The sequence below is a fragment of the Catellatospora sp. KI3 genome, assembly GCF_029948125.1.
Classification (GTDB): domain Bacteria; phylum Actinomycetota; class Actinomycetes; order Mycobacteriales; family Micromonosporaceae; genus Catellatospora.
Window position 1 is genome coordinate 64,007 of record NZ_JASAMB010000022.1, and the last position, 22,365, is coordinate 86,371.

The window sequence follows — 22,365 nt, forward strand, 5'->3', positions numbered from 1 at the left end:
GCACAAGAAAGCAGGCTCCCGTGTCTCAGCCAGACACTCGCGCATGGTGGCGTGACGCCGCCATCTACCAGGTCTATGTCCGCAGCTTCGCCGACGGCAACGGCGACGGCGTGGGCGACCTGGCCGGAGTCCGGGCGCGCCTTCCGTACCTGAAGGACCTGGGGATCGACGCCATCTGGTTCAACCCCTGGTATGTCTCGCCGCAGGCAGACGGCGGTTACGACGTCACCGACTACCGCGAGATCGATCCGCTGTTCGGCACGCTGGCCGAGGCCGAGCAGCTGATCGCCGAGGCGCACGCGCTGGGCATCCGGGTCATCGTCGACGTCGTGCCCAACCACTGCTCCGACCAGACCCCGTGGTTCCAGGCGGCGCTGGCCGCCGGGCCGGGCTCGCCCGAGCGCGAGCGGTTCTGGTTCCGGCCCGGCAAGGGCGAGCACGGCGAGCTGCCCCCCACCAACTGGACGTCGAACTTCGGCGGCGGCACCTGGACCCGGGTGACCGAGCCGGACGGCACGCCCGGCGAGTGGTACCTGCACCTGTTCGACGGCGCCCAGCCGGACTTCAACTGGGACCACCCGGACGTGCGGCAGGAGTTCGAGGACGTGCTGCGCTTCTGGTTCGACCGGGGTGCCGACGGCATCCGGATCGACTCAGCCGCGCTGCTGACCAAGGACGCGACCCTGCCCGAGGTGGGCACGGTCGACAAGCACCCGTTCGAGGACCGCGACGACGTGCACGACGTCTACCGGGCCTGGCGCCGCATCGCCGAGGAGTACGGCGGCCGCGCGCTGATCGGCGAGGTGTGGATGCCCGACGTGCAGCGCTTCACGAACTACCTGCGCCCGGACGAGATGCACACGGCGTTCAACCTGAACTACCTGTGCGCCCCGTGGGACGCCGACAAGCTGCGCGAGGTCATCGACGAGACGCTGAGCTCGCACGCGCCCGTGCAGGCCCCGGCGACCTGGGTGCTGTCCAACCACGACGTGACCCGGCACATCAGCCGGTACGGCCGCCAGGACACCTCGTTCAGCTTCAAGGGCCGCGACTTCGGCACCCCGTTCGACCTGGAGCTCGGCACCCGCCGCGCCCGCGCCGCGATCCTGCTGTCGCTGGCCCTGCCCGGCTCGTCCTACCTCTACCAGGGCGAGGAGCTGGGCCTGTGGGAGGTCGAGGACATCCCGGACGCGCTCAAGCAGGACCCGATGTGGCACCGTACCGCGGGCGTCGACCCGGGCCGCGACGGCTGCCGGGTGCCGCTGCCCTGGTCGGGTGACGCGGCCCCGTTCGGCTTCAGCCCCGACGACGCGCCGGCCAAGCCGTGGCTGCCGCAGCCCGCGGCGTGGAAGGCGTACACCGCGCAGGCGCAGACCGGTGACCCGGCCTCGATGCTGGAGCTGTACCGCAAGGCGCTGCACACCCGCCACGCCGAGCCCGCCCTCGGCGACGGCGAGATGGCCTGGCTGGACAGCGCCCCGCAGGTGCTGGCCTTCCGCCGCCCCGGCAACCCCGACGTCATCTGCGTGGCGAACCTCTCCACCGAGTCCGCCAAGCTCCCCGCCCACAGCGCGCTGCTGGTCGCCAGCGGCGACCTGGACGGCGAGAACCTGCCGCCCGACACCACCGTCTGGCTGCGCCCCTGAGACCCCGGTGGGGAGGGTGAGCGGCCCTCCCCACCGGCCTTGAAGTAAGGAAGGGGCCCTTCTTATCGGAATCCGATGTGGAAGGGCCCCTTCCGAACGGTTGTGATGTCGAGCGCCGGGAGGGCGGAGAAGATGCGGACGCGGACCGGAGCGCTGGCGGTGGCGATGCTGCTGCTCAGCGCCACAGCAGCGGGCTGCTCGGAGGACGAGCCGAAGGCCGCGCCGCCGCCTCCGGCCGCGCTGTCGCCGTTCTCGATCCCCGGTCGCGGCGCCGCCGTCCCCTTCACCGAGTACGAGGCCGAGGCCGCCGCATACCGGGGCAGGCTGGTCGGGCCGGACCGGACCGCCAAGACGCTGGCCGCCGAGGCGTCCGGGCGGCAGGCCGTCACCCTGTCCGCGACCGGCGACTACGTCGAGTTCACCCTGGCCGAGCCCGCCAACGCGCTCACCCTGCGCTACAGCGTGCCGGACTCGGCCGACGGGGTCGGCGCCGACGCGACCCTCTCGGTGCACGTGGACGGCGCCGACACCCTCGACCTGCCGGTGACCTCCCGCTACGGCTGGTTCTACGGCGGGTTCCCGTTCACCAACAACCCGGCCGACGGCTCCGGCCACCACTTCTACGACCACGCGCGCACGCTGTTCGACAAGGAGATCCCGGCCGGGGCCAAGGTCCGGATCACCAAGGACGCGGCCGACACGGCTGCCTCGTACACGATCGATCTGGCCGACTTCGAGCAGGTGGCGCCCCCGGCGACCGCGCCCGACGGCGCCCTGGACGTGGTCGACTTCGGCGCGGACCCGACCGGCAAGGCCGACTCGGCCGCCGCCATCACCGCCGCCCTGGCCGAAGGCAAGGCCAAGAAGCGGCCGGTATGGCTGCCGCCCGGCACGTTCCAGGTCAACCAGCATCTGATCGTCGACCAGGTGACCGTGCTGGGCGCGGGCATGTGGCACAGCGTGCTGCACGGCAGGGACGTCGGCCTGTACGGCAACTACGCCCCCAAGCCGAGCCGGGGCGTCACCCTCAGCGACTTCTCGATCATCGGCGAGACCGCCGAGCGCGACGACCACGCCCAGGTCAACGGTGTCGGCGGCGCCCTGGGCGGCGGTTCCAAGGTGCAGAACCTGTGGATCCAGCACACCAAGGTCGGCATGTGGCTGGACGGGCCGTTCGACGGCCTGACCATCAGCGGCAACCGGATCTACGACCAGACCGCCGACGGCATCAACCTGCACCGGGGCGTCAGCAACACCGTCATCGAGCACAACGTCATCCGCAACACCGGCGACGACGGCATCGCCACCTGGGCCGACGAGTTCCCTGACCACCACAACACGATCCGGTTCAACACCGTGCTGCTGCCGATGCTGGCCAACGGCATCGCGATCTACGGCGGCCACGACAACACGGTCAGCGACAACGTCGTGGCCGACACCCTGGTCGAGGGCGGCGGCCTGCACGTGGCGAACCGGTTCGGCGGCACCGTCTTCCTGTCCGGCACCACCACGCTGACGCGCAACACCACGCTGCGCGCCGGCGGCCGGTTCGAGGGCCTCCAGGCCCAGATCGCGGCGGTATGGCTGTACGCCAAGGACGGCCCCATCGACGCCGACATCCAGATCACCGACAACGAGCTGCTCGACAGCACGTACGGCGGTCTCATGTTCTTCGCCTCCACCATCCGGGGCGTGACCGTCGATAAGCTGCTGGTCGACAGCCCCGGCACCTTCGGGGTGGCCCTGCTGTCCATGGGCGAGGCGAAACTTTCGCAGGTCAAGGTGGTGACCCCGGGCCGGGCGGGCCTCTACACCTGCCCCGACGGAATCGCCTTCACCCTGACGGCCACGGACAGCACGGGCCTTGCGGACACGTACTGCGGCCCACTGCCTGATCCGGTTTACCGGTTCGCCCGGCACGGCTGACACGCCACGCCGGTTACAGTAACCGGCGTGACGCGCAGACTCGCCGAAGTGGCGAAGTACGTGGGGGTGAGCGAGGCGACGGTCAGCCGCGTGCTCAACGGCAAGCCCGGAATCTCCGAGGCGACCCGGACGGCCGTGCTGACCGCGCTCGACGTGCTCGGCTACGAGCGGCCGACCAAGCTGCGGGGCGAACGCGCCCGGCTGGTCGGCCTCGTGCTGCCCGAACTTTCCAACCCGATCTTCCCGGCGTTCGCCGAGATCGTCGCCGGGGCGCTGGCCCAGCGCGGCTTCACGCCGGTGCTGTGCACCCGCACCGAGGAGGGCGTGGCCGAGTCCGCGTACGTCGACATCATGCTGGAGCAGCAGGTGTCCGGCGTCATCTTCGCGGGCGGCCTGTACGCCCAGGCCGACGCCGAGCACGACCACTACCACCGGCTGCGCCAGCGCGGCCTGCCCGTGGTGCTGGTCAACGCGGCGATAGACGGGCTCGGCTTCCCGATCGTGACGGCCGACGACGCGGTGGCGGTCGACCAGGCGTACAGCCACCTGTCCTCGCTCGGGCACACCCGCATCGGGCTGCTCCTGGGCCCGGCCGACCACGTGCCGTCGGCCCGCAAGCTGGCCGCGTTCAAGGCCCGCACCCGGCAGGAGGACCCGGCGGTCTCGCGCACCATCTACTCGATGGAGGCGGCGCAGGCCGCGGCGGTGCGCCTGTTCAAGGACGGCGTGACCGGGCTGATCTGCGCCTCCGACGTGTTCGCCCTCGGGGCGATCCGGGCGGCGCGGCGGCTGGGGCTCAGCGTGCCGACGGACGTCTCCGTCGTCGGGTACGACGACTCGCTGTTCATGGCGTGCACCGACCCGCCGCTGACCACGGTCCGCCAGCCGATCGGCGCGATGGGGCAGGCGGCGGTCGCGATGCTGGTGGCGCAGGTCGACGGGGGAGAGGTCACCCCGGACGAGTACCTGTTCGACACCGAACTCGTCGTCCGCGGCTCCACCGCGGTCGTCGCCAGCTGACCGGCACCCCATCCCCCCGCTTTAAATTGACGCTGGCCTATCTAGAAGACGATTTCCCGAGATTCGTCCTCTGGATAGGCCAGCGTCAATGCCAGGTGGGGTGGGGCGGCGGTCGTCGGGGCACCGATTCGTGCCGGCGGGACGGGGTCAGCCGCGGCGCATCGGGAGGTGCGGGATGCCGTCGTCGAGGAACTCGGGTCCGGTCGGGGCGAAGCCGTACTTGGTGTAGAAGGCGGCCAGGTGGGACTGGGCGTCCAGCACCACCGGCTCCTCGCCGATCGCGGCCAGCGCCGCCGTGAGCAGCTGCCCGGCCAGGCCGCCGCCGCGCGCCTCCGGCGCGGTCACCACCCGCCCGATCCGGTGCACCACCGCACCCTCGCCCGGATCGGCGAGCATGCGCAGGTATGCCACCGGCTGCCGGTCCACCTCGTACCAGAGGTGGCGGGTGCCCGGTTCCAGGTCGCGTCCGTCCAGCTCGGGGTAGGCGCACTTCTGCTCGACGACGAACACGTCGACGCGCAGTTTCAGCAGCCGGTAGAGGGTGGCGGCGTCCAGGTCCTGGAACGACGCGGTTCTGAAGATCATGGGATCTGCCGAGATCACCGCTGAATCCTAGTCCGTGAAACGGCTCACCCTCACTTTCGGCCCGCACCTGCCGTGAGTATGTTTTTGAACTGACCGGTCAGTTCAAAAGGTGGAGGCGACCGTGACGGCGACCGACGAGCCGGACGGGGACGACGGCGCCGTGCTGCGCGCCCGCGGGCTGGGGCTGCGTACCCGGCGCGGCTGGGTGTTCCGCGAGCTCGAGCTGGCCGTGCGACCGGGCGAGCTGATCGCGCTGACCGGCCCGGCGGGCGGCGGCCGGACCAGTGCGCTGCTCGCGCTGGGGGACCGGTTCCGGACCGGCGCGGGCAGCCGCGAAGCCTCCGGGCGTACGGCGTTCGCCCTGGTCCCCGGGGTCAACGACCCCGACCCGGCCCTCACGGTCGCCGAGCACCTCACCGAACGCCGCCGCCTGCTCGGCCTGCGCCCCGCCCACCGCCCCCGCCGGGCCACCCGCCCCTTGATCACTCGACTTGCCAGGCAACCGGGTGAAAGAGGGCCCAAGATACGCCCGATTGCCCGGCAACTTGAGTCGGACACGGGCGGGGACGGGGACGGGCGGCTGGTGCGGGAGTTGGCGCCGGTGGAGCGGCACCGGCTGATGCTGGCGCTGGCGCTGCTGGAGGAGCCGGACGTGCTGCTGGTCGACGACATCGACGTCGGGCTGACCCCGGCCGAGTCGGCCGAGCTGCTCGCCGACTTCGCCGCCACCGGGCGCGCGGTGGTCGCCGTCGCCCGGACCCTGCCCCCGCTGCTGCCCAGCGTGGGTGCCGTGACACACGTCGAGGTGAAGCAGTGAACGTAAGCGGCGAGGAGAAGGCATGAGCCTCGGACGGTTGGAGCTGCGCCGGTTCCGGCGGCACCGGATGACCCGGGCGGCGCTCGCGGTGCTGACCCTGGTGCCGCTGCTGTACGGGGCGCTGTACCTGTGGGCCTTCTGGGACCCGTACGGCAACATGCACCGCATTCCGGTCGCGCTGGTGCTGGAGGACCGGCCCGCCGCCGACCCCGGCGGCAAGGAGGTCCACGCCGGACGGGACCTGGCCGACGAGCTCGCCGAGCGGCAGGTGTTCGGCTGGCAGCGGGTCGACGCGGCGGCCGCCGAGCGGGGCATGCGCGACGGGTCGTACCAGCTGGTCCTGCGCATCCCGGCCGGGTTCTCCGCAGCGCTGGTGACCGGGCCCGATCCGGCGGCCGCGCCCAGCGCCGGGCAGCTGACCGTGGTCAGCGACGACGCGGTCAACTACATCTCCGGCATGCTGGCCCGCAGCGCGTTCAGCGAGATCAGGGCGGCGGCGGCCGAGTCGGCGGCCGCGAAGTACTTCGACGGCATGCTGGTCGGGTTCGCCGACGTGAAGACGGCGCTGGGTGACGCGGCAGACGGCGCCGGGCGGCTCGCGACCGGGGCCGGGCAGGCGCATGACGGTGCCGAGCAGGTCGCGGGCGGCGCGGACAGCGCCGCGGCGGGCGCGGGCACCCTGGCCGACGGGCTGGCGCAGGCCGAGTCCGGCTCGCGGGAGCTGGCGAACGGGCTGGCCGCACTGGAGGCCGGGTCGGCGCAGCTGGCGGACGGGGCGGCGCGGGCGGCGGCGGGCGGGCGGCAGCTCGCCGACAAGGTCGATGCGGTGACCGGGCAGGTCGAGCCGGTGCTGCGCGAGCACGCCGCGACCATCGAGCACGCCGCCGACGCCATCGCCGACGCGGCGCGGACGCTGGCCGAGGGCGTCGACACGCTGCCGCGGCTGGCGCGGCGGGCGGTGCAGCGTACCCAGGCGGTGGTCGAGGCGCTGGACGCGCTGGCCGCGCGGCATCCCGAACTCGCCGACGACCCGGCGTTCGCCGCCGCCCGCGCGGCGGCGGCGAACGCCGCCGACGGCGCGGTCGAGCTGTCGCACCGCCTGGACGAGTCCGGTCTGCCGGAGGTACGGGCGAAGCTGCTGGCCGTCGCCGCGACCGCGCGCGAGGTGGCGCAGGCCGCCCCGCACCTCGCCGACGACGTGGCCGCCGCGCGGGCCAGTGTGGACGCGCTGGCCACCGGCCTGGCCGAGCTGTCGGGCGGGGCCGACCGGCTGCACGGCGGCATCGCCTCGGCCGCCGACGGCGCGGCGAGCCTGCACGGCGGCGTCTACCGGCTCGCCACCGGCGCGCGCCAGCTCGACAGCGGCCTCGCACGGCTCTCGGGCGGCGCCGGCGACCTGGCCACGGGCCTGGCGAAGCTCGACTCCGGCGCGCACGAGCTGGCCGTCGGGCTGGGCGACGGCGCCGCGAAGATCCCCGGGTACGACGCCGACACCCGAGCCGAGCGCGCCGGGGTGCTGGCCGACCCGGTCACCCTGGACCGCGACGTGCGCCACGCCGCCGCCGTGTACGGGGTCGGGTTCGCGCCCTACTTCCTCTCACTGGCGCTGTGGGTCGGCGCGATGCTGACGTACATGCTGCTGCGGCCGCTGAACCGGCGGCACCTGCTCACCGGGGCGCCCGCGTGGCGGGTGGCGCTGGCCGGCTGGAAACCGGCGGTACTGATCGGCACCGCCCAGGCCACGTTCCTGTACGCCGTCCTGCTCCTGGCCCTGGGCCTGTCCCCGGTGCACCCGCTGGGCATGTACGGCTACCTGCTGCTGACCGTGCTCGCCTTCACCGCCGTGCTGCAGCTGCTCGGGGCGGCCCTGGGCCCGTCCGGCCGGGTCGTGTCGCTGATCCTGCTGATGCTCCAGCTCACCGGCTCCGGCGGCACCTACCCGGTGGTGACCAGCCCCGGCTTCTTCCAGGCGCTGCACCCGTACCTGCCGATGACGTACGTGGTCGACGGGCTGCGGCAGCTGGTGCTCGGCGGGTCGAGCGGTACGGTGCTCACGGGGGCGGCGGTGCTGCTCGGCACGGCCGCGCTCGCGCTGGCGCTGACCGTGCTTACCGCGGCGCGCACCCGGCGGCTCACCCCGGACCGGCTGCACCCAGCGCTGACGATGTAGCTCGCACAGCCGGTGATCGCGCCGCGCGGAGAGGACGACGGACGTGGACGGACGGACCGCGCGGCGCGACGCCACCAGGCAGAAGCTGTTCGAGGCGACCATGGAGCTCATCGCCGAGCAGGGCTTCAGCGACACGACCGTGGACCAGATCGCGGAGCGGGCCGGGGTCGCCAAGGGCACCGTCTACTACAACTTCGCCTCCAAGAGCACCCTGTTCGAGGAGCTGCTGCGCTACGGCGTCGGGCTGCTCAAGGCCGAGTTCGAGGCGGCGGTACGGGACCGGGCGCCCGCCGAGGCGGTGGCGGCCCTGATCCGGGCGCAGCTGGGGTTCATCCAGCGGTACCGGTCGTTCGCGCAGCTGCTGCTGTCGGAGATGTGGCGCACCCAGCGCGACTGGCAGCAGACGCTGCGGCTGCTGCGCGAGGACGCGATCACCGTGATCGCCGGGGTGCTGCAGTCGGGGGTGGACGGCGGCGACTTCGCGGCCGACCTCGACGTACGGCTGTCGGCGTCGGCGCTGTTCGGGGTGTGCCTGGTCACGGCCCTGGACTGGCTCGTGTTCACACCCGAGCGCCCGATCGAGGAGGTCGAGGCGGCGGTGCTCGCGATCGTACGCGGCCGCGCCGCCGTCAACCCGTCCTGATCCCTACCGCGCGGCGTGCGTGCTGTTTCGGGGAGAGTGCTGGAATCCGCCCCGAGATTCGTGCAGCTTCCCCGAAACCGCCGCCCGGGTCACGGCCAGCGGAGGAGTCGGAGGAGGTTGCGGAAGGTGTCCAGGTCGAGGGACTGGGCGCGGCCGGGGACGGCGACGAGGCTGTAGAGGACGTCGCCGACCCGCCAGCGGACCTCGTGCCAGTAGGTGCGGCCGTACGTGGTGGCGTGGCCGGGCACCTGGTAGACGTGGCCGAGCCGGGAGCCGAGCCGGACCCGGGCGATCGGGGTGTCGGTGGCGTCGGGGTCGACCGGTTCGGTCATCACGAAGGCGTGGAAGTCCAGGTCGGGGCCGCCGGGGCGCAGGTAGCGCAGGCCCTGTTCGTCGGCCGCGCGGGCGCTGCCCGGCTCGGGCCGCCAGCCCGCCTCGGCGGGCACCCGGGGCAGGTCGTGGGCCAGGTCGATGCGGTTGCCGGCGCGGGCCGAGCCCACGGCGGCCGGGGCCGAGGGCGGCGCGGCGACGGCGGTGCCGGTGAAGCCGGTGCCGAGCATGAGCGCGCCCGCGAACAGGGTGGCGGTGCTGTGCGCGAGCACCCGCAGGTGACGCCGTACGTGGTCGATGCGGTTCATCGGCGCCCCCTTCCCGGATCTGGGCGTGGCGCGATTGTGTCACAGCCAACCAGGCAACGGCCTGTGCGTCAGCCTCAATCTTGCTGGGAGGGACGCGGGTCGGGCTGGGAGAGGCGGGTGGTCGCCGCGCGCTGCCGGGCCGCCGACTCGCTGAGGAAGTCGATGATGACGGCCAGTTCGGCGTCGCTGTAGCGGGCCAGCAGTTCGTCGAGGGAGCGCACCCAGTCGTCGAACAGCGGCCCGAGATCGCCCGCGCGGTCCAGGGCGACCTCGACCAGCACGCTGCGGCGGTCCTGCGGGTGGGGTGCGCGGCGGGCGAAGCCCTTGCGCTCCAGCCGGTCGATCAGGCCGGTCACCGAGGCCGGGGCCAGGCCGGAGGCGGTGCCGAGTTCGCGCGGGGTCATCGGACCGTGCCGGTCGAGCAGGTCCAGGGCCTTCTCCTCGGTGGCGCTGAGGCCGTGCCGGGCGGCCAGCGCGGTGTGGAACATCACGGCGGCGGCGCTGATCTCGCGCCCGGCGAGGTGCAGGCGCTCGACGAGCTCCGCGCGGGCGGCGGACGCATCGGGTACGGGCACGCGATGAGGTTAGCAACTTGCGGGAATCCTTCGGCGCTCCGTATATTTCGTTCGGCCGAACGAAATATACATGGAGGAGCGGTCCATGCGAGTCATGATCATGGGAGCCGGAGTCGCCGGTACCGTCGCGGGCATCGCGCTCAAGCAGGCGGGCTACGAACCGGTCGTCTACGAGGCGTACGACGCCAGCGCGGGCCTCGTCCACGGCGTCTACCTCACCGTCGCCGTCAACGGGCTGGACGCCCTGCGCGCCGTCGACGCCCACCACCCGGTGCTGGCTGCGGGCTTCCCGACCAGCTCGATCGACTTCTTCAGCGGCACCGGCCGCCGCCTGGGGGCCGTGCCGCTGGGGCCGGTCCTGTCCGACGGCACCACCACCAACACCATCCGCCGTGCCGACCTCTACGGCGGCCTCTACGACGAGGCGGTGCGCCGGGGCGTGCCGATCGAGCACCGCAAGCGCATGACCTCGGCCCGCGAACTGCCCGGCGGGGGCGTACGGGTCGAGTTCGCCGACGGCAGCCACGCCGAGGGCGACCTGCTGGTGGGCGCCGACGGCATCCACTCGGCCACCCGCGCCGCCATCGACCCGGCCGCCCCCGGCCCCCGCTACAACGGCCTCGGCAACGTCGGCGGATTCGCCCGGGTCGACGACGTCGCCGCACTCGGTGCCCGGTACGCCATGATCTGGGGAAAGCGCTGCTTCTTCGGGTACACGGTCAGCCCGAGCGGTGAGGTGTGGTGGTTCGCCAACCCGCCCAGCCGCACCGAGCGCCCCCGCGCCGAGCTGGCCGCCCTGACCGACGCCCAGGTCCGCGCCGAGCTGGCCGAGCTGCTGGCCCCCGACCACGGCCCCGCCGCCGCGATCGTCGCGGGCACCCCGCACGAACTGCGCCTGTCCAACCAGTACGACCTGCCCACCGTGCCGCGCTGGCACAGCCGCTCGATGGTGGTCGTCGGCGACGCCGCGCACGCGGTGAACCCGGCCTCCGGCCAGGGCGCGTCCCTGGCCGCCGAGGACGCCGTCACCCTCGCCCACTGCCTGCGCGAAGTTCCGGGCATCCCGGCCGCGCTCGCCGAGTACGAGCGCCGCCGCCGGGCGCGGGTCGAGCGGGTGGTCGCCTGGGGCGCCCGGTCGAGCTCGGCCAAGCAGGCCGGACCGGTCGCGCGGGCGATCCGGGACCTGATGCTGCCCCTGGTGTTCCGCCGCAGCGGCACCCCGCAGGCGATGGCGCGCATGTCGTGGCTGTTCGACCACCGCACCGCGCCGGTGCCGGCCCGGTGACGCGCGGCTGGCATACTCGCCGGTCATGAAGCTGACGCGCGGCTGGTCGATCTTCCTGGTCCTGGTAGGGGTGTGGACCTGGGTGATCTGGCCCCGGTTCGCCCTGGCGATCTGGAACGACCCCCGGGCCTGGGCGGGCGGCGTCGTCGGCGAGGGCTCACCCAGCGGGTTCCTGTGGGTGCACGCGCTGCTGATCGGCGCGTCCCTGGCGATCGGCACCACCGTGGGCGTCCTCGGCATCCGCGCCTGGCGCGCCACCCGCCGGGTGTAAGGAAGGGACCCTTCTTATCGCTTTGCGAGGTAGAAGGGCCCCTTCTTAACTGCGGGCCGCAGGAGCGGTGCAGGTCAGACGGGGGAGTGGCAGACCGCCTCGATGTTGTTGCCGTCGCGGTCGCGGACGAAGGCGCCGTAGTAGTCGGCGTGGTACTCCGGCCGGATCCGGGGCTCGTGCAGCACCTCCGCGCCCGCGCCGAGGGCCGCCGCGAAGAACGCGTCGACCGCGGCCCGGTCGGGGGCGGTGAACGCGATGTGCACCTCGCGCGGCGTGCCGCCGCTGGTCACCGGCCCGAGCCAGAAGACCGGCCGGGTGGTGCCGAAGCCGACCGCGTCCCCGAACTGCAGCACCCGGCGCCCGCCCAGCGGGGCCAGCACGGTGTCGTAGAACTGCGCGGCGGCGGCCGGGTCGGCGGCCTGGATCGACAGGTGATCGAGCATGGCCGCCACAGTAGTGGCCGGGACGGGACCGCGCGTCCCGTCCCGGCCGCGCTGTCAGTGGGCGCGTCGCCGGGCGATCACCGCGTCGGCCAGCGTGTGCAGCGACCGCTCGGTGGTCTCCCAGCTCATGCAGGCGTCGGTCACGCTCTGGCCGTACGTCAGCGGCTGCCCGGAGTCCAGTTCCTGGCGGCCCGCGACGATGAAGCTCTCCAGCATGATGCCGCCGATGCCGGTCTGCCCGGCCGCGACCTGCGCCGCGATCTCGTCCGAGACGACCGCCTGCCGCTCGTGGCTCTTGCCGCTGTTGCCGTGGCTGGCGTCGATGACCAGCTTGTGCTTCAGCCCGGCCTTCTCGATCATGCCCAGCGTCGTGGCGACCGAGTCGGGGCCGTAGTTCGGGCCGCCGCGGCCGCCGCGCAGGATCACGTGGCAGTCCTCGTTGCCGGTGGTGGTGACCACCGCGGCCCGGCCGTCCGGGTCGGCGCCGAAGAAGACGTGGCTGTTGCGGCCGACCTGGCAGGCGTCGATGGCACCCTGGATGTCGCCGTCGGTGGTGTTCTTGAACCCGATCGGCATCGACAGGCCGGAGGCGAGCTGCCGGTGCACCTGGCTCTCGGTGGTACGCGCGCCGATGGCACCCCAGGTCACCGCGTCGGCGATGTACTGCGGGCTGGTCGGGTCGAGGAACTCGCAGCCCACCGGCACGCCCAGGTCGAGGATGTCCAGCAGCAGCGTGCGGGCGGTGCGCAGGCCGCGCTGCACGTCGTACGTCCCGTCGAGGCCGGGGTCGTTGATGAGGCCCTTCCAGCCGATCGTGGTGCGCGGCTTCTCGAAGTAGACCCGCATCACCAGGCACAGCTCGCTGCTCAGCCGCTGCGCGGCGTCGGCCAGGCGGCGGGCGTAGTCGAGGGCGGCCTCGGTGTCGTGCACCGAGCACGGCCCGACCACCACCAGCAGGCGGTCGTCGCGGCCGGTCAGCACCTCGCGCACCTCGTGGCGGGTGCGCTCGACCAGCGCGGCCCGGCCGTCGCCCAGCGGCAGGGCGGACAGCAGTTCACGCGGCGGCTGCAGCGGCTCGAACGAGACCACGTGCACGTCGTTGGTCTGGGTCATTGGAGTCGTCTCCCGATCGGCTGGGGACGGGCCCCGCACTCTGGTCATCCAGGCCAGCCCGTCCATGACATGGCAAAGGGCGAAGACGAGCCGTCTTCGCCCTGCTGGCTCTGGGTGTGGTCGCGGTCAGCGCAATGAACCGCCGGCTCCACCCAGAGCCAGCGTAAAGCGCCAATACGAACGAACCACGGCGACGAGTCTACCCGATCGAGGACGCTTGGGAAGGCCCGGACATCGATGGGGCTGCGTGGGGACCGACACTTTCCGCACTCTGGGATGGGACGAACGGGCACAGGGGCGCTGTTGTGGGGATCGACTCATGGCCGGGCCCCGGGGTGTACGCATACGCTGGGCCGTCCGGAGTCCGTACGGCCAGAGGAGGGCATGTGTCGACCGCGCCCCTGCCTGCCACCCGCACGCTGTCCGACAACGTCTACCGGTGGCTGCGCGACCAGATCGTGCTCGGCAAGCTCGGCCCGAACGAGCCGCTGGTCGAGGCTGCGATCGCGGAGAAGCTGCAGGTCAGCCGTACCCCCATCCGGGAGAGCATGCAGCGCCTGGCCGCCGACGGCCTGATCGTGTCGCACCGCCGCCGCTGGATCGTGCGCCAGCACGACCGCGACGAGATCGTCGCGATCTACGAGGTGCGGATGGCGCTGGAGTCGTTCGCGGCCCGGTTCGCCTGCCAGCGCGCCACCGACGCGGAGCTGGCCGCCGTCGAGCGCCTGTGCGGCAGCTGGACCGGCGGCACCGGCGGCGGCTTCGACTTCGTGGTCTTCAACGACCGGTTCCACAGCCTGATCGTGGACGCCGCGCACAACCCCCGGCTGGCCCGCACCATCGAGCAGAACCACCTGTACTTCTTCAACAGCCAGGTCGCCGAGCACTACGCGGCCGCCGACGTGCAGTCCTCCCAGGACGAGCACGTCGCGCTGGTGGCGAGCCTGCTGGCGCGCGACGCCGACCGGGCCGCGGAGATCTCGCGGCGCCACGCCGAGGACGCCCTGACGCTGATCCTGGAGCGCATGTTCTAGCCGCCGCCCGTCAGTGCGGCCAGGCGCGCAGCGCAGCGTCGGCGCCGTCAGCCCGGCCAGGCGCGCAGCGCGGCGTCGGCGCCGTCGACGAGCCGGTCGAACGAGTGGTCCACCGACTGGGGCAGCCCGAACCCGCCCGCCAGCTCCAGGCTCACGAACCCGTGCAGCGTGCTGCGCAGCATCCTGGTCGCGTCGACGGCCGCCTCGCCCGCGACGCCGTAGCCCCGCAGCACCGCGAAGATCGCGCCGACCGCACGCTCACCGGCGCTGACGTGCGCCGGGTCGGCCGGGTCGGGCACCCGCTGCGCGAACGGGTAGCGGCCGGGCAGTTCGCGGGCGTACGCGCGGTAGGCCGCCGCCACGGCCCGCAGCGCGTCGGCGCCCGCCCGGCCCGCCGCCGCGCGCTCCAGCACCCCCGCGAACTGCTCGGTCACCGCCGCCGAGACCAGCTGCTGCAGCGCCTCCAGGCTGCGTACGTGCTTGTACAGCGACGGCGTGGCCACCCCCGTGCGCGCCGCGACCGCGGCCAGGGTCAGCGCGGCGGCGCCCTGCTCGTCCACCACCGCCAGCGCCGCCTCGACGACCGCGCCCGTGGACAGCCCGGCCCTAGGCACGCACCACCTCGGCGAGGAAGCCGGTGATCGCGGCGGCGGTCTGCTCGGGCAGCTCGGCGTGCGGGTAGTGCCCGGCGCCGTCGAGCAGGCGCACCCGCACCGCGCTCGCGTACGGCCCGAGCGCCTGCTCCTGCGCGCGCGCCTCGGCGGCCGGGTCGGGGAAGTCGGGGTCGGCGGTGCCCATCACGATCAGGGTAGGGCAGGTGACGCCCGGGATCGCCGCGTTGCCCTCGCGCGCGTCGGCCAGCAGCCCGCGCAGCGCCGCCAACCGGCCCGGCTCGCCCATGTTCGCCTGAAGTCTGCGCAGGTAGGCCGGGAAGTCCTCGGGTTTGGCCGCCTTGTACAGCCCCGCGTAGAAGCCGCGCGTCCACAGCAGGGCGCTGCGGGTGACCGCCGCGACCGCCAGCTTCAGGACGGGATTCAGCTCGACCTCGTTGAGGAAGCCCGCGATCAGCACGATCGCGGTGACGCGGTCCGGTGCGGACGCGGCGGCGCGGATCGCCGAGGCGGTGGTGGCGGAGTGTCCGACCACGACGGCGGGGCCGCCCAGGTGCGCGATCAGGGCCAGAGCGTCCTCGGCGCACGCGTCGCTGCCGTAGCGGCCCCAGCCGGTGCTGGATTCGCCGTGCCCGCGCACGTCGAGCTGGGCGACGCGGTAGCCCGCCGCGGCCAGGCGCGCGGTGGTGAAGCGGTAGGCCGAGCGCAGGTCGCCCATGCCGGGCAGGCACACGACCAGCGGTCCGTCGGCGGGGCCGGTGAGGTCGTAGGACAGGCGGCCGCCGGGGATGTCGAGGAACAGGGTCTCGCTTTGGCTAATGTTCATAGCTAAAAAGCTAATGGCAATAGCTAAGGCTGTCAAGGGCGGGCGGTGACTAGGGTGGAAGCCGTGGCATACACCGGAGACGTGACCCGGCGCGGCGGCGCCGACGTGCGGGAACTGGGCGAGCTGACCATCGGCAAGGTCTCGGTCGGACCGCACGACAACAACGCGTACCTGCTGCGCTGCCGTAAGACCGGGGAGCAGCTGCTCATCGACGCGGCCAACGACGCGGACACCCTGATCGAACTCGCCGGACCGGCGGGCCTGGCCACCGTGGTGACCACCCACCGGCACGGCGACCACTGGCAGGCACTGGCCGAAGTGGTCGCCGCGACCGGGGCGACCGCGATCGCACACCCGGCCGACGCGGGCGAGCTGCCGGTCGAGGCCGAGACCGTCGAGGAAGGCTGGCCGGTACGGGTCGGCGACGTCGAGCTGGAGGTCATCCACCTGGTCGGGCACACGCCCGGCTCGATCGCGCTGCTCTACCGCGACCCGCAGGGGCACCCGCACCTGTTCACCGGCGACTCGTTGTTCCCCGGCGGCGTGGGCAACACCTGGGGCGACCCGGCGGCGTTCGCCTCGCTGATCGCCGACGTGCAGACGAAGATCTTCGACCGGCTGCCCGACGACACCTGGTTCTACCCCGGCCACGGCAAGGACAGCACCCTCGGCAGGGAGCGCCCGTCGCTCCCGGAGTGGCGCGCCAGGGGCTGGTGACGCGCACCCTGGCACCCGCGCGCCACGTGCGACGCGCCGCGTGCGTTGGTGCAGTTTCGGGGAAAGTGCTCGAATCTTGGGCCGCTTTCGTGCAGTTTCCCCGAAACTGCACGCGATCATGGGCGCGCGCGGACGCGCGGGCGGGGCGGGCGGGCGCGGGCGGGGCGGGGGTCAGGCGCCGGTGACCAGGATGGGGTGGAAGGTGTCCGGGGTGGCGGCGCAGGCCAGGTCGAAGCTTTCGCCGATCTCGCCGGAGACGGGCTGCGCCATCAGGAACAGCGAGCTCTTGGCGACGTAGCGCACCGGCTCGGCGTCGGGTGCGGTGCGGACCAGGGCCTCGCCCGCCGCGCAGCCGTTCAGCACGACGATCACGCCGTACAGGCGGGTGGCCTGGGGTGTGGTGCCGTCGCCGCAGGTGCGGACGGTGTTCGACTCGCCGCTCTTGGGCACCACGGTGAGGTGCCAGCAGGAGGTCTCGGCCGGGTCGGTCCAGAGCAGCATCCGGCCGCCGCGCACCGGGGTCTCGACGATGACGGCGGCGTCGTCCGGCACCGCCTGCGGCTGCTGGGCCGAGTCGGATCCGGGCACGCTGATACAGCTGGTGAAGGCGGCGGCGGCACCGGCGGCGGTCAGGGCGAGCAGGGCCGCCAGCAGGCGTTGCCGTCGATCCACCCGTACCCCCTGATGGTGTGTCGCCGCTCACGGTCTCGGCGGGTGGGTAGACCGTACCGGGTCGGCGGCCGATGCAGAAGGCCGCCGACCAGGCCAGCGCACCTCAGTACGTAAGCCCGAAGCCCTGCGGGAACAGCGGCGTCTTGCCGTCCCCGGCGTTGATCGGCTGCTGGGACAGCGACGTCATCCAGGTCATCGGGGTCTTGCCGGTGGGTGCGACCGCGCCGAACAGCACGTCGGCCACGCCCGCGCCCTCGGTGCCGGGCAGCCAGGCGGCGAGCAGCGCGTTCCAGTTCGGCAGCTGGGCGGCGACGTCCAGCGGCCGGCCGGAGACCAGCACCACGATCACCGGTACGCCCGCCTTGCGCAGCGTGTCGAGGGTGCGCAGGTCGTCGCGGTCCAGGCCCATGCTGGTGGTCCGGTCGCCCTGGCCCTCGGCGTACGGGGTCTCGCCGACGACCGCGATGGCGGCCCGGTAGCTGCCGTCGATCCCGGTGCCGCGCTGGTTGTAGGTGACGGTCGTGCCCGACCCGACGGCGGCGCGGATGCCCTGCAGGATCGTGGTGCCGGGCGTGATCGCCCCGGAGCCGCCCTGCCAGGAGACGGTCCAGCCGCCCGACTGGTAGCCGATGTTGTCGGCGCTCCTGCCGGCCACGAAGATCTTCCCGCCGTCGCGGGCCAGCGGCAGCACCCCGCCCGCGTTCTTGAGCAGCACCTGCGACCGGCTCACCGCCTGCCGGGCCAGGGCCCGGTGCGTCGTGCCGCCCACCGTCGGCGTGTACGACCGGTCGGTCAGCGGCCGCTCGAACAGCCCCAGCTCGAACTTCTTGGTCAGGATGCGCCGGTTGGCGTCGTCGACCCGGGCCAGGGTGATGCGGCCGTTCTGCACCTCGGCCTTGAGCGTGGTGAGGAAGGTCTTCCAGGCGGTCGGCACCATCACCATGTCGATGCCCGCGTTGATCGAGGCGGTCACCTCGGCCGCGGTGAAGCCGGACTGCCCGTCGATCTGGTCGATGCCGTTCCAGTCTGAGACGACGAACCCGGAGAAGCCCAGCTCGCCCTTGAGCACGTCGGTGATCAGGTACCGGTTGCCGTGCAGCTTCACGCCGTTCCAGCTGCTGTACGAGATCATCACCGAGCCGACCCCGCGCGACACCGCCGCCTGGAACGGCGGCAGGTGGACCGACCGCAGCTGCGCCTCGGTGAGCTGCGTGTCGCCCTGGTCGTCCCCGACGGTCGTGCCGCCGTCGCCGATGTAATGCTTCGCGGTGGCCAGCACCGAGGCGGGGCCGCCCAGCGCCGTACCCTGCAGGCCGGTGATGATCGTGGTCATCGCGGCGGGGATGTCGGGCGTCTCGCCGAACGACTCGTAGGTGCGCCCCCAGCGGTCGTCGCGGGCCACGCACAGGCAGGGGGCGAAGTCCCAGTCGACGCCGGTTCCGGACACCTCCTCGGCGACCGCCCGGCCGATCTGCTGCACCAGCGCCGGATCGCCGGTCGCGCCCAGGCCGATGTTGTGCGGGAAGATCGTCGCCCCGACGACGTTGTTGTGGCCGTGCACCGCGTCCACGCCGTAGACCATCGGGATGGCCAGCGGGGTGGCCAGGGCGGCGCGCTGGAGGTTGTCGTACATGTCGGCCCAGCTCGCGGCGGTGTTGGGCGAGGGGGCCGAGCCGCCGCCGGACAGGATCGAGCCGAGCCGGTAGGCGGTGACGTCGGCGGGCGTCGCCGAGGCGCGCTCGGCCTGGGTCATCTGGCCCAGCTTCTCGTCCAGGCTCATCCGCGACAGCAGGTCGGCGACGCGGGTCGGCACCGGCAGCGAAGGATCCTGGTACGGCAGCACGGCCGCCGACGCCGGAGCAGTCGGACCGATCAGGACGGTGAGCAGCAGCAGGGGCACGGCCGCGCGGCTCAGCCGGCGGCGCAGGGTGTGGTTCACGCGTTCTCCCAGGGACGGTAGGAGTTCGACAGATCCCTATATCGTCCGCCGGGGCGGGGGGCCGGGGCACGGGCCGATCGCCGGATGCGGCTGTCGCGGGCCGGTCGCGGCATCCGCTGAGCTGCTGTGTCGCCGCACACCAAGCCGTGGCGGGGACTTCCCGGCGGGTGCGGCTTCGGTTAGCTTGGTCAATCCGTACCCCAGGATGAGGTCTTCTCATGGTCACCACCGAGCCCGCCACCGCCGACCGGCTGCTGCTGGTCCAGGTCGTGGCCGCCGGAGAGTGGCTGGTGGAGCTGGCCGAGACCGTCATGATCCGCCCCGGGCAGCGGCACTGGTTCGACGACGGCACCCTGTACGTCCTCTCGCCGAGCGGCGCGCTGCGTACGGTGCGGGGTGTCGGGTTTCATCGCTGTGTCCGATAACCGTTCGCCTTCGGCTCACCCGCGCCCCTAGCCTGGGCCGATGCGTGCTGAGGAGTGGGCGCTGGCCCAGGACTGGATCGCCGCGACACTGGTCGACCGGGGCACCCCGGCGACCGGCCCCGCGGTGGTCGACCGGGTGCGGCCGTGGTCGACGACGGCCCGGGTGCCGGTCGCGGGCGGGCAGGTGTGGTTCAAGTACAACAACGCCGGTTCGCGCTACGAGGCGGCGCTGATGCGGCTGCTGGCCTCGATCGCCCCGCACGACATGCTGGTGCCGCTGGCCGTCGACGTCGAGCGCGGCTGGATGCTGCTGCCCGACGGCGGCCCGACGCTGCGCGAGATCACCGCCGACACGTTCGACCGGGACCGCTGGGAGGAGCTGCTGCGCCGGTACGCGGCCCTGCAGCGCGCCACCGCTCCGCACGCCGCGGACATGCTCGCCGCCGGGGTCCCCGACTTCCGCCCGCACACCGTCGCCGCCCAGTACGAGAAGCTGCTCACCGACCCGTACGTGCTGGCCAACCTCGACGGCGACCGGATCGGGGCGCTGCGCGACTGGCTGCCCCGGATCGAGCGGCTGTGCGCGCGGCTGGCCGCCGACGGCATCGCCCCGGGCGTGCAGCACGACGACATGCACCCGAGCAACGTCTTCGCCGACGCCGGCGGCGGCCTGCGCTTCTTCGACTTCGGCGACGCCAGCGTGGCGCATCCGTTCGGGTCGATGCTGGTCGCGCTGCGGGTGGTGCACCGCGACGCCAAGGTGGAGCACAGGGATCCGCTGCTGTACGAGCTGCGCGACCTCTACCTCTCCGCCTGGACCGCCGACGGCCGCGACCTGCCCGAACTGCGCGAGCTGTGCCAGGACGCGATCGTGGTCGCCAAGATCGGCAAAGCGCTGTCCTACCAGCGGTCGCTCTGCGACGCCACCGAGGAGGCGCTGGCCGAGCACGGCGAGAGCATCTACGGGTGGCTGGAGGAGCTGCTCGGCCCGGACGTGATCTGAGCCCTCACGTGACCGGGGTGGTGCTCACCCACTAGGTTCGAGGCGCCATGAGCAACGCGGGTCGATGGGATGGTGCGCCGTGTCGGATGGGTCGGCCGTGCTGTGGACGCTGCTCGCGCTGGCGGTGCTGGCGGTGCTCGCCTTCCTCGGCATCGTGGTGAAGTTCGTGGCCAACGCGGCCGTCAAGTACTCGCGGCGCAAGCCCGTGCAGGCGGCGGCGTTCTTCGCCGTGCCCGGCGGGCTGGCGACCTTCACCGCGACCTTCTTCCACGTCGCGCTGGTGCCCGCGATGGTGATCGGCCTCGTCGCGGGCCTGGCCGTGTTCCTGCTGGTCGCCGTCGAACTCGGCTGACCGCCGCGGCCGGTCCCGGTCGCGGCCGGACTGATGTTTTTGGACACAGTGGCCGGTCGGCGCGGGCGGTGGGGCACAATGGCGCCATGGTTCGCTGGGAATACGCACGCTTCGAGTACCGCTCGGCCGGGTCGCTCGGCGGCGACCGCTTCATGGACTGGGACGCCGCCTTCCACCACGCGCGCGGCGTGGAGCGGTGGGGCACCGACGAGCGCTTCGACGACCTGCGCCACCTCAACCGCCTGGGCCGCGACGGCTGGCAGGTGTACGACCGCGGCGCCGTCTACCTCGCCTCCGACCCGCACCGGATGCACTCGGTGACCTACTCCCTGCGCCGCGCCATCAAGGTCGGTCCGCCGCCGGGCGCGACGCAGGGCTGAGCCGGGCTCAGGCGGTGCGCCGCCCCAGGTAGAGCAGCGTCTCCACGGACAGCGTCAGCTTCTCCGGCAGCCGCTGCAGCAGCGCGGCGAACAGCGCCTCGCGGGTGGCCTCGGGCAGCATCCGGTAGGTCGGCTGGGTGGACAGGTAGGACACGTAGTCGTCGGCCGACAGCGTGCGCTCCCACAGGTAGATCCGCTCGGCCAGGTCGCCGAACTCGGGCAACGCGGCCAGGTCCGGACCCGGCCAGTACTGGGACAGGTCCGTGCCGTCGGCGGGCTCCTCGTCCAGCATCGCGTGCGGCGCGTACGGCTCGTGCACCTCGCGTACCAGGGCGCGCAGCTCGTCGTCGGCGATGCGGTCGAAGTTCCAGAACAGCGCCAGCACGCCGCCGGGGGCCAGCGCGGCGGCCGCGCGCGCCCAGCGCTGCGACGAGTCCGTCCACTGCCACGCCTGCGCGCAGTAGAGCAGGTCGAACGGGGCGTCCGGGGTGTAGCCCTCGAACAGCGCCGCCACGATGCGCACCGCGGACCGCTCGCCCAGCCGCTGCTCCAGCAGCGCCGCCATGGCCGGATCCGGCTCCACCGCCGTGATGTCCAGCCCCCGTACGGCGAAAGCGGTGGTGGCCTTGCCCGTGCCCGCGCCGACCTCCAGCGCGCGGGTGCCCGGGCCCGTGTAGGCGAGCACGTCGTCGACCAGGGCCGCCGGGTAACCCGGCCGGATCCGGTCGAACTCCTCGGCGACTTCCCCGAACACCAGACCCTGTGGGCGCGCAGCACTCATGCGGCAGAGATTAGCGGCATCCGAATCCGTGCGGTATTCGGGGAAACCCGTACGGATCAGTCGTCGCCGGCGTCGAGGCGGCGCTGCAGCATGACCTCCAGCGGCATCGACTCGCCGTCCTTGCCGCCCGCCCCGATGACCAGCGGCGGATCCGAGGGGAGCACCTCGGCGCCGAGCAGCCGCGCCCGCAGCGAGGACGGGACGCCGAGCACGTAGTAGTTGCCGTCGACGTCCACGGCCAGGCCCCGGCCGCGGTGCACGTACCAGCCGCGCAGGCCGGTGCGGTAGCGGCCGCCGCCGTCGTACGCGAAGGCGGTCAGGGCGGTGGGGCGCAGGCCGCGCTCGCGCGCCTGCGCGACGAACCGCTCGACCATCGCGCGCGCCCTGGCCGCCTCGGCCGCGCGGCGGCGCTCGTCGGCCGCCGCGTGCTGCGCCACGGCATGGTCCCGCTGCTGCCGCCACTGCTCGTCCACGGCACGACAGTAGCGCGGAT

General features: G+C 73.0%; 25 protein-coding genes. 14 read left to right on the plus strand and 11 right to left on the minus strand.

Annotation, left to right across the window (positions count from 1 at the left end; all coding sequences use genetic code 11):
- Positions 1-20: 20 nt before the first annotated feature.
- The 3 genes from QEZ54_RS28815 (at position 21) to QEZ54_RS28825 (ending at position 4,592) form a co-directional block, all read left to right on the plus strand.
- Positions 21-1,646: a glycoside hydrolase family 13 protein gene (locus QEZ54_RS28815; protein WP_281307876.1), complete on the plus strand. Its 1,626-nt coding sequence runs from the start codon at positions 21-23 to the stop codon at positions 1,644-1,646.
- 132 nt (positions 1,647-1,778) lie between these two features.
- Entirely contained in the window at positions 1,779-3,572 is a 1,794-nt protein-coding gene (locus QEZ54_RS28820) for a glycosyl hydrolase family 28-related protein (protein ID WP_281307877.1), read from the plus strand.
- A 27-nt stretch (positions 3,573-3,599) separates the two neighbouring features.
- Positions 3,600-4,592 carry a LacI family DNA-binding transcriptional regulator gene (locus QEZ54_RS28825; protein WP_281307878.1) on the plus strand — a complete coding sequence of 331 codons (993 nt, stop codon included), beginning with the start codon at positions 3,600-3,602 and terminating at the stop codon, positions 4,590-4,592.
- A 147-nt stretch (positions 4,593-4,739) separates the two neighbouring features.
- Here QEZ54_RS28825 and QEZ54_RS28830 read toward each other — a convergent pair whose 3' ends face one another.
- Positions 4,740-5,177 carry a GNAT family N-acetyltransferase gene (locus tag QEZ54_RS28830; RefSeq protein WP_281307879.1) on the minus strand — a complete coding sequence of 146 codons (438 nt, stop codon included), beginning with the start codon at positions 5,175-5,177 and terminating at the stop codon, positions 4,740-4,742.
- A 121-nt stretch (positions 5,178-5,298) separates the two neighbouring features.
- Here QEZ54_RS28830 and QEZ54_RS28835 point away from each other — a divergent pair, with 121 nt between their 5' ends.
- The 3 genes from QEZ54_RS28835 to QEZ54_RS28845 are packed head-to-tail and all read left to right on the plus strand — an operon-like array spanning position 5,299 to position 8,807.
- Positions 5,299-5,994, plus strand: coding sequence for an ATP-binding cassette domain-containing protein (locus QEZ54_RS28835; RefSeq protein ID WP_281307880.1), 696 nt, complete (start codon positions 5,299-5,301; stop codon positions 5,992-5,994).
- Positions 5,995-6,016: 22 nt separating this feature from the next.
- Positions 6,017-8,164, plus strand: coding sequence for a YhgE/Pip domain-containing protein (locus QEZ54_RS28840; RefSeq protein WP_281307881.1), 2,148 nt, complete (start codon positions 6,017-6,019; stop codon positions 8,162-8,164).
- A 43-nt stretch (positions 8,165-8,207) separates the two neighbouring features.
- Entirely contained in the window at positions 8,208-8,807 is a 600-nt protein-coding gene (locus tag QEZ54_RS28845; protein WP_281307882.1) for a TetR/AcrR family transcriptional regulator, read from the plus strand.
- An 89-nt stretch (positions 8,808-8,896) separates the two neighbouring features.
- Here QEZ54_RS28845 and QEZ54_RS28850 read toward each other — a convergent pair whose 3' ends face one another.
- Positions 8,897-9,445 (minus strand): hypothetical protein, encoded by a 549-nt coding sequence (locus tag QEZ54_RS28850; protein ID WP_281307883.1) that lies wholly within the window; start codon positions 9,443-9,445, stop codon positions 8,897-8,899.
- Between the two features lie 74 nt (positions 9,446-9,519).
- The gene (locus QEZ54_RS28855; RefSeq protein ID WP_281307884.1) at positions 9,520-10,020 is read right to left on the minus strand and encodes a MarR family transcriptional regulator; all 501 of its coding nucleotides are present in this window, start codon (positions 10,018-10,020) and stop codon (positions 9,520-9,522) included.
- Positions 10,021-10,105: 85 nt separating this feature from the next.
- On the opposite strand from QEZ54_RS28855, the gene QEZ54_RS28860 reads away from it, so the two are divergent.
- Both QEZ54_RS28860 and QEZ54_RS28865 read left to right on the plus strand, forming a co-directional pair.
- Positions 10,106-11,305: an FAD-dependent monooxygenase gene (locus QEZ54_RS28860; RefSeq protein WP_281307885.1), complete on the plus strand. Its 1,200-nt coding sequence runs from the start codon at positions 10,106-10,108 to the stop codon at positions 11,303-11,305.
- A 25-nt stretch (positions 11,306-11,330) separates the two neighbouring features.
- Positions 11,331-11,576 (plus strand): hypothetical protein, encoded by a 246-nt coding sequence (locus tag QEZ54_RS28865; RefSeq protein WP_281307886.1) that lies wholly within the window; start codon positions 11,331-11,333, stop codon positions 11,574-11,576.
- Between the two features lie 74 nt (positions 11,577-11,650).
- Here the strand turns inward: QEZ54_RS28865 and QEZ54_RS28870 are convergent, their stop codons facing one another.
- A complete protein-coding gene (locus QEZ54_RS28870; RefSeq protein ID WP_281307887.1) occupies positions 11,651-12,019 on the minus strand; it encodes a VOC family protein in 369 nt (122 codons plus the stop codon).
- 54 nt (positions 12,020-12,073) lie between these two features.
- Positions 12,074-13,132 carry a 3-deoxy-7-phosphoheptulonate synthase gene (locus QEZ54_RS28875; RefSeq protein ID WP_281307888.1) on the minus strand — a complete coding sequence of 353 codons (1,059 nt, stop codon included), beginning with the start codon at positions 13,130-13,132 and terminating at the stop codon, positions 12,074-12,076.
- Between the two features lie 386 nt (positions 13,133-13,518).
- Between QEZ54_RS28875 and QEZ54_RS28880 the strand changes: the two genes are divergently transcribed.
- Positions 13,519-14,166: a GntR family transcriptional regulator gene (locus QEZ54_RS28880; protein WP_281307889.1), complete on the plus strand. Its 648-nt coding sequence runs from the start codon at positions 13,519-13,521 to the stop codon at positions 14,164-14,166.
- Positions 14,167-14,213: 47 nt separating this feature from the next.
- Here QEZ54_RS28880 and QEZ54_RS28885 read toward each other — a convergent pair whose 3' ends face one another.
- Both QEZ54_RS28885 and QEZ54_RS28890 read right to left on the minus strand, forming a co-directional pair.
- A complete protein-coding gene (locus QEZ54_RS28885; protein ID WP_281307890.1) occupies positions 14,214-14,780 on the minus strand; it encodes a TetR-like C-terminal domain-containing protein in 567 nt (188 codons plus the stop codon).
- Positions 14,773-15,603 carry an alpha/beta fold hydrolase gene (locus QEZ54_RS28890; protein WP_281307891.1) on the minus strand — a complete coding sequence of 277 codons (831 nt, stop codon included), beginning with the start codon at positions 15,601-15,603 and terminating at the stop codon, positions 14,773-14,775. The genes QEZ54_RS28885 and QEZ54_RS28890 overlap by 8 nt, the downstream gene beginning before the upstream one ends.
- A gap of 63 nt (positions 15,604-15,666) precedes the next feature.
- Here QEZ54_RS28890 and QEZ54_RS28895 point away from each other — a divergent pair, with 63 nt between their 5' ends.
- On the plus strand, positions 15,667-16,320 hold the full coding sequence (locus QEZ54_RS28895; protein WP_281307892.1) for an MBL fold metallo-hydrolase: 654 nt from the start codon (positions 15,667-15,669) through the stop codon (positions 16,318-16,320).
- A 171-nt stretch (positions 16,321-16,491) separates the two neighbouring features.
- Here the strand turns inward: QEZ54_RS28895 and QEZ54_RS28900 are convergent, their stop codons facing one another.
- Positions 16,492-16,992, minus strand: a complete 501-nt coding sequence (locus QEZ54_RS28900) for a hypothetical protein (RefSeq protein WP_281307893.1) — start codon at positions 16,990-16,992, stop codon at positions 16,492-16,494.
- Between the two features lie 103 nt (positions 16,993-17,095).
- The gene (locus QEZ54_RS28905) at positions 17,096-18,931 is read right to left on the minus strand and encodes a glycoside hydrolase family 3 protein (protein ID WP_281307894.1); all 1,836 of its coding nucleotides are present in this window, start codon (positions 18,929-18,931) and stop codon (positions 17,096-17,098) included.
- A 218-nt stretch (positions 18,932-19,149) separates the two neighbouring features.
- Here QEZ54_RS28905 and QEZ54_RS28910 point away from each other — a divergent pair, with 218 nt between their 5' ends.
- The 4 genes from QEZ54_RS28910 (at position 19,150) to QEZ54_RS28925 (ending at position 21,091) form a co-directional block, all read left to right on the plus strand.
- A complete protein-coding gene (locus QEZ54_RS28910) occupies positions 19,150-19,356 on the plus strand; it encodes a hypothetical protein (protein WP_281307895.1) in 207 nt (68 codons plus the stop codon).
- Between the two features lie 40 nt (positions 19,357-19,396).
- Positions 19,397-20,359, plus strand: coding sequence for a phosphotransferase (locus tag QEZ54_RS28915; protein WP_281307896.1), 963 nt, complete (start codon positions 19,397-19,399; stop codon positions 20,357-20,359).
- 79 nt (positions 20,360-20,438) lie between these two features.
- Complete coding sequence (locus QEZ54_RS28920; RefSeq protein WP_281307897.1) at positions 20,439-20,711, plus strand: hypothetical protein; 273 nt, start codon at positions 20,439-20,441, stop codon at positions 20,709-20,711.
- Positions 20,712-20,797: 86 nt separating this feature from the next.
- A complete protein-coding gene (locus QEZ54_RS28925; protein ID WP_281307898.1) occupies positions 20,798-21,091 on the plus strand; it encodes a hypothetical protein in 294 nt (97 codons plus the stop codon).
- A 7-nt stretch (positions 21,092-21,098) separates the two neighbouring features.
- Here QEZ54_RS28925 and QEZ54_RS28930 read toward each other — a convergent pair whose 3' ends face one another.
- Positions 21,099-21,872, minus strand: a complete 774-nt coding sequence (locus tag QEZ54_RS28930; RefSeq protein ID WP_281307899.1) for a methyltransferase domain-containing protein — start codon at positions 21,870-21,872, stop codon at positions 21,099-21,101.
- 56 nt (positions 21,873-21,928) lie between these two features.
- Complete coding sequence (locus QEZ54_RS28935; RefSeq protein WP_281307900.1) at positions 21,929-22,345, minus strand: hypothetical protein; 417 nt, start codon at positions 22,343-22,345, stop codon at positions 21,929-21,931.
- Positions 22,346-22,365: the final 20 nt, after the last annotated feature.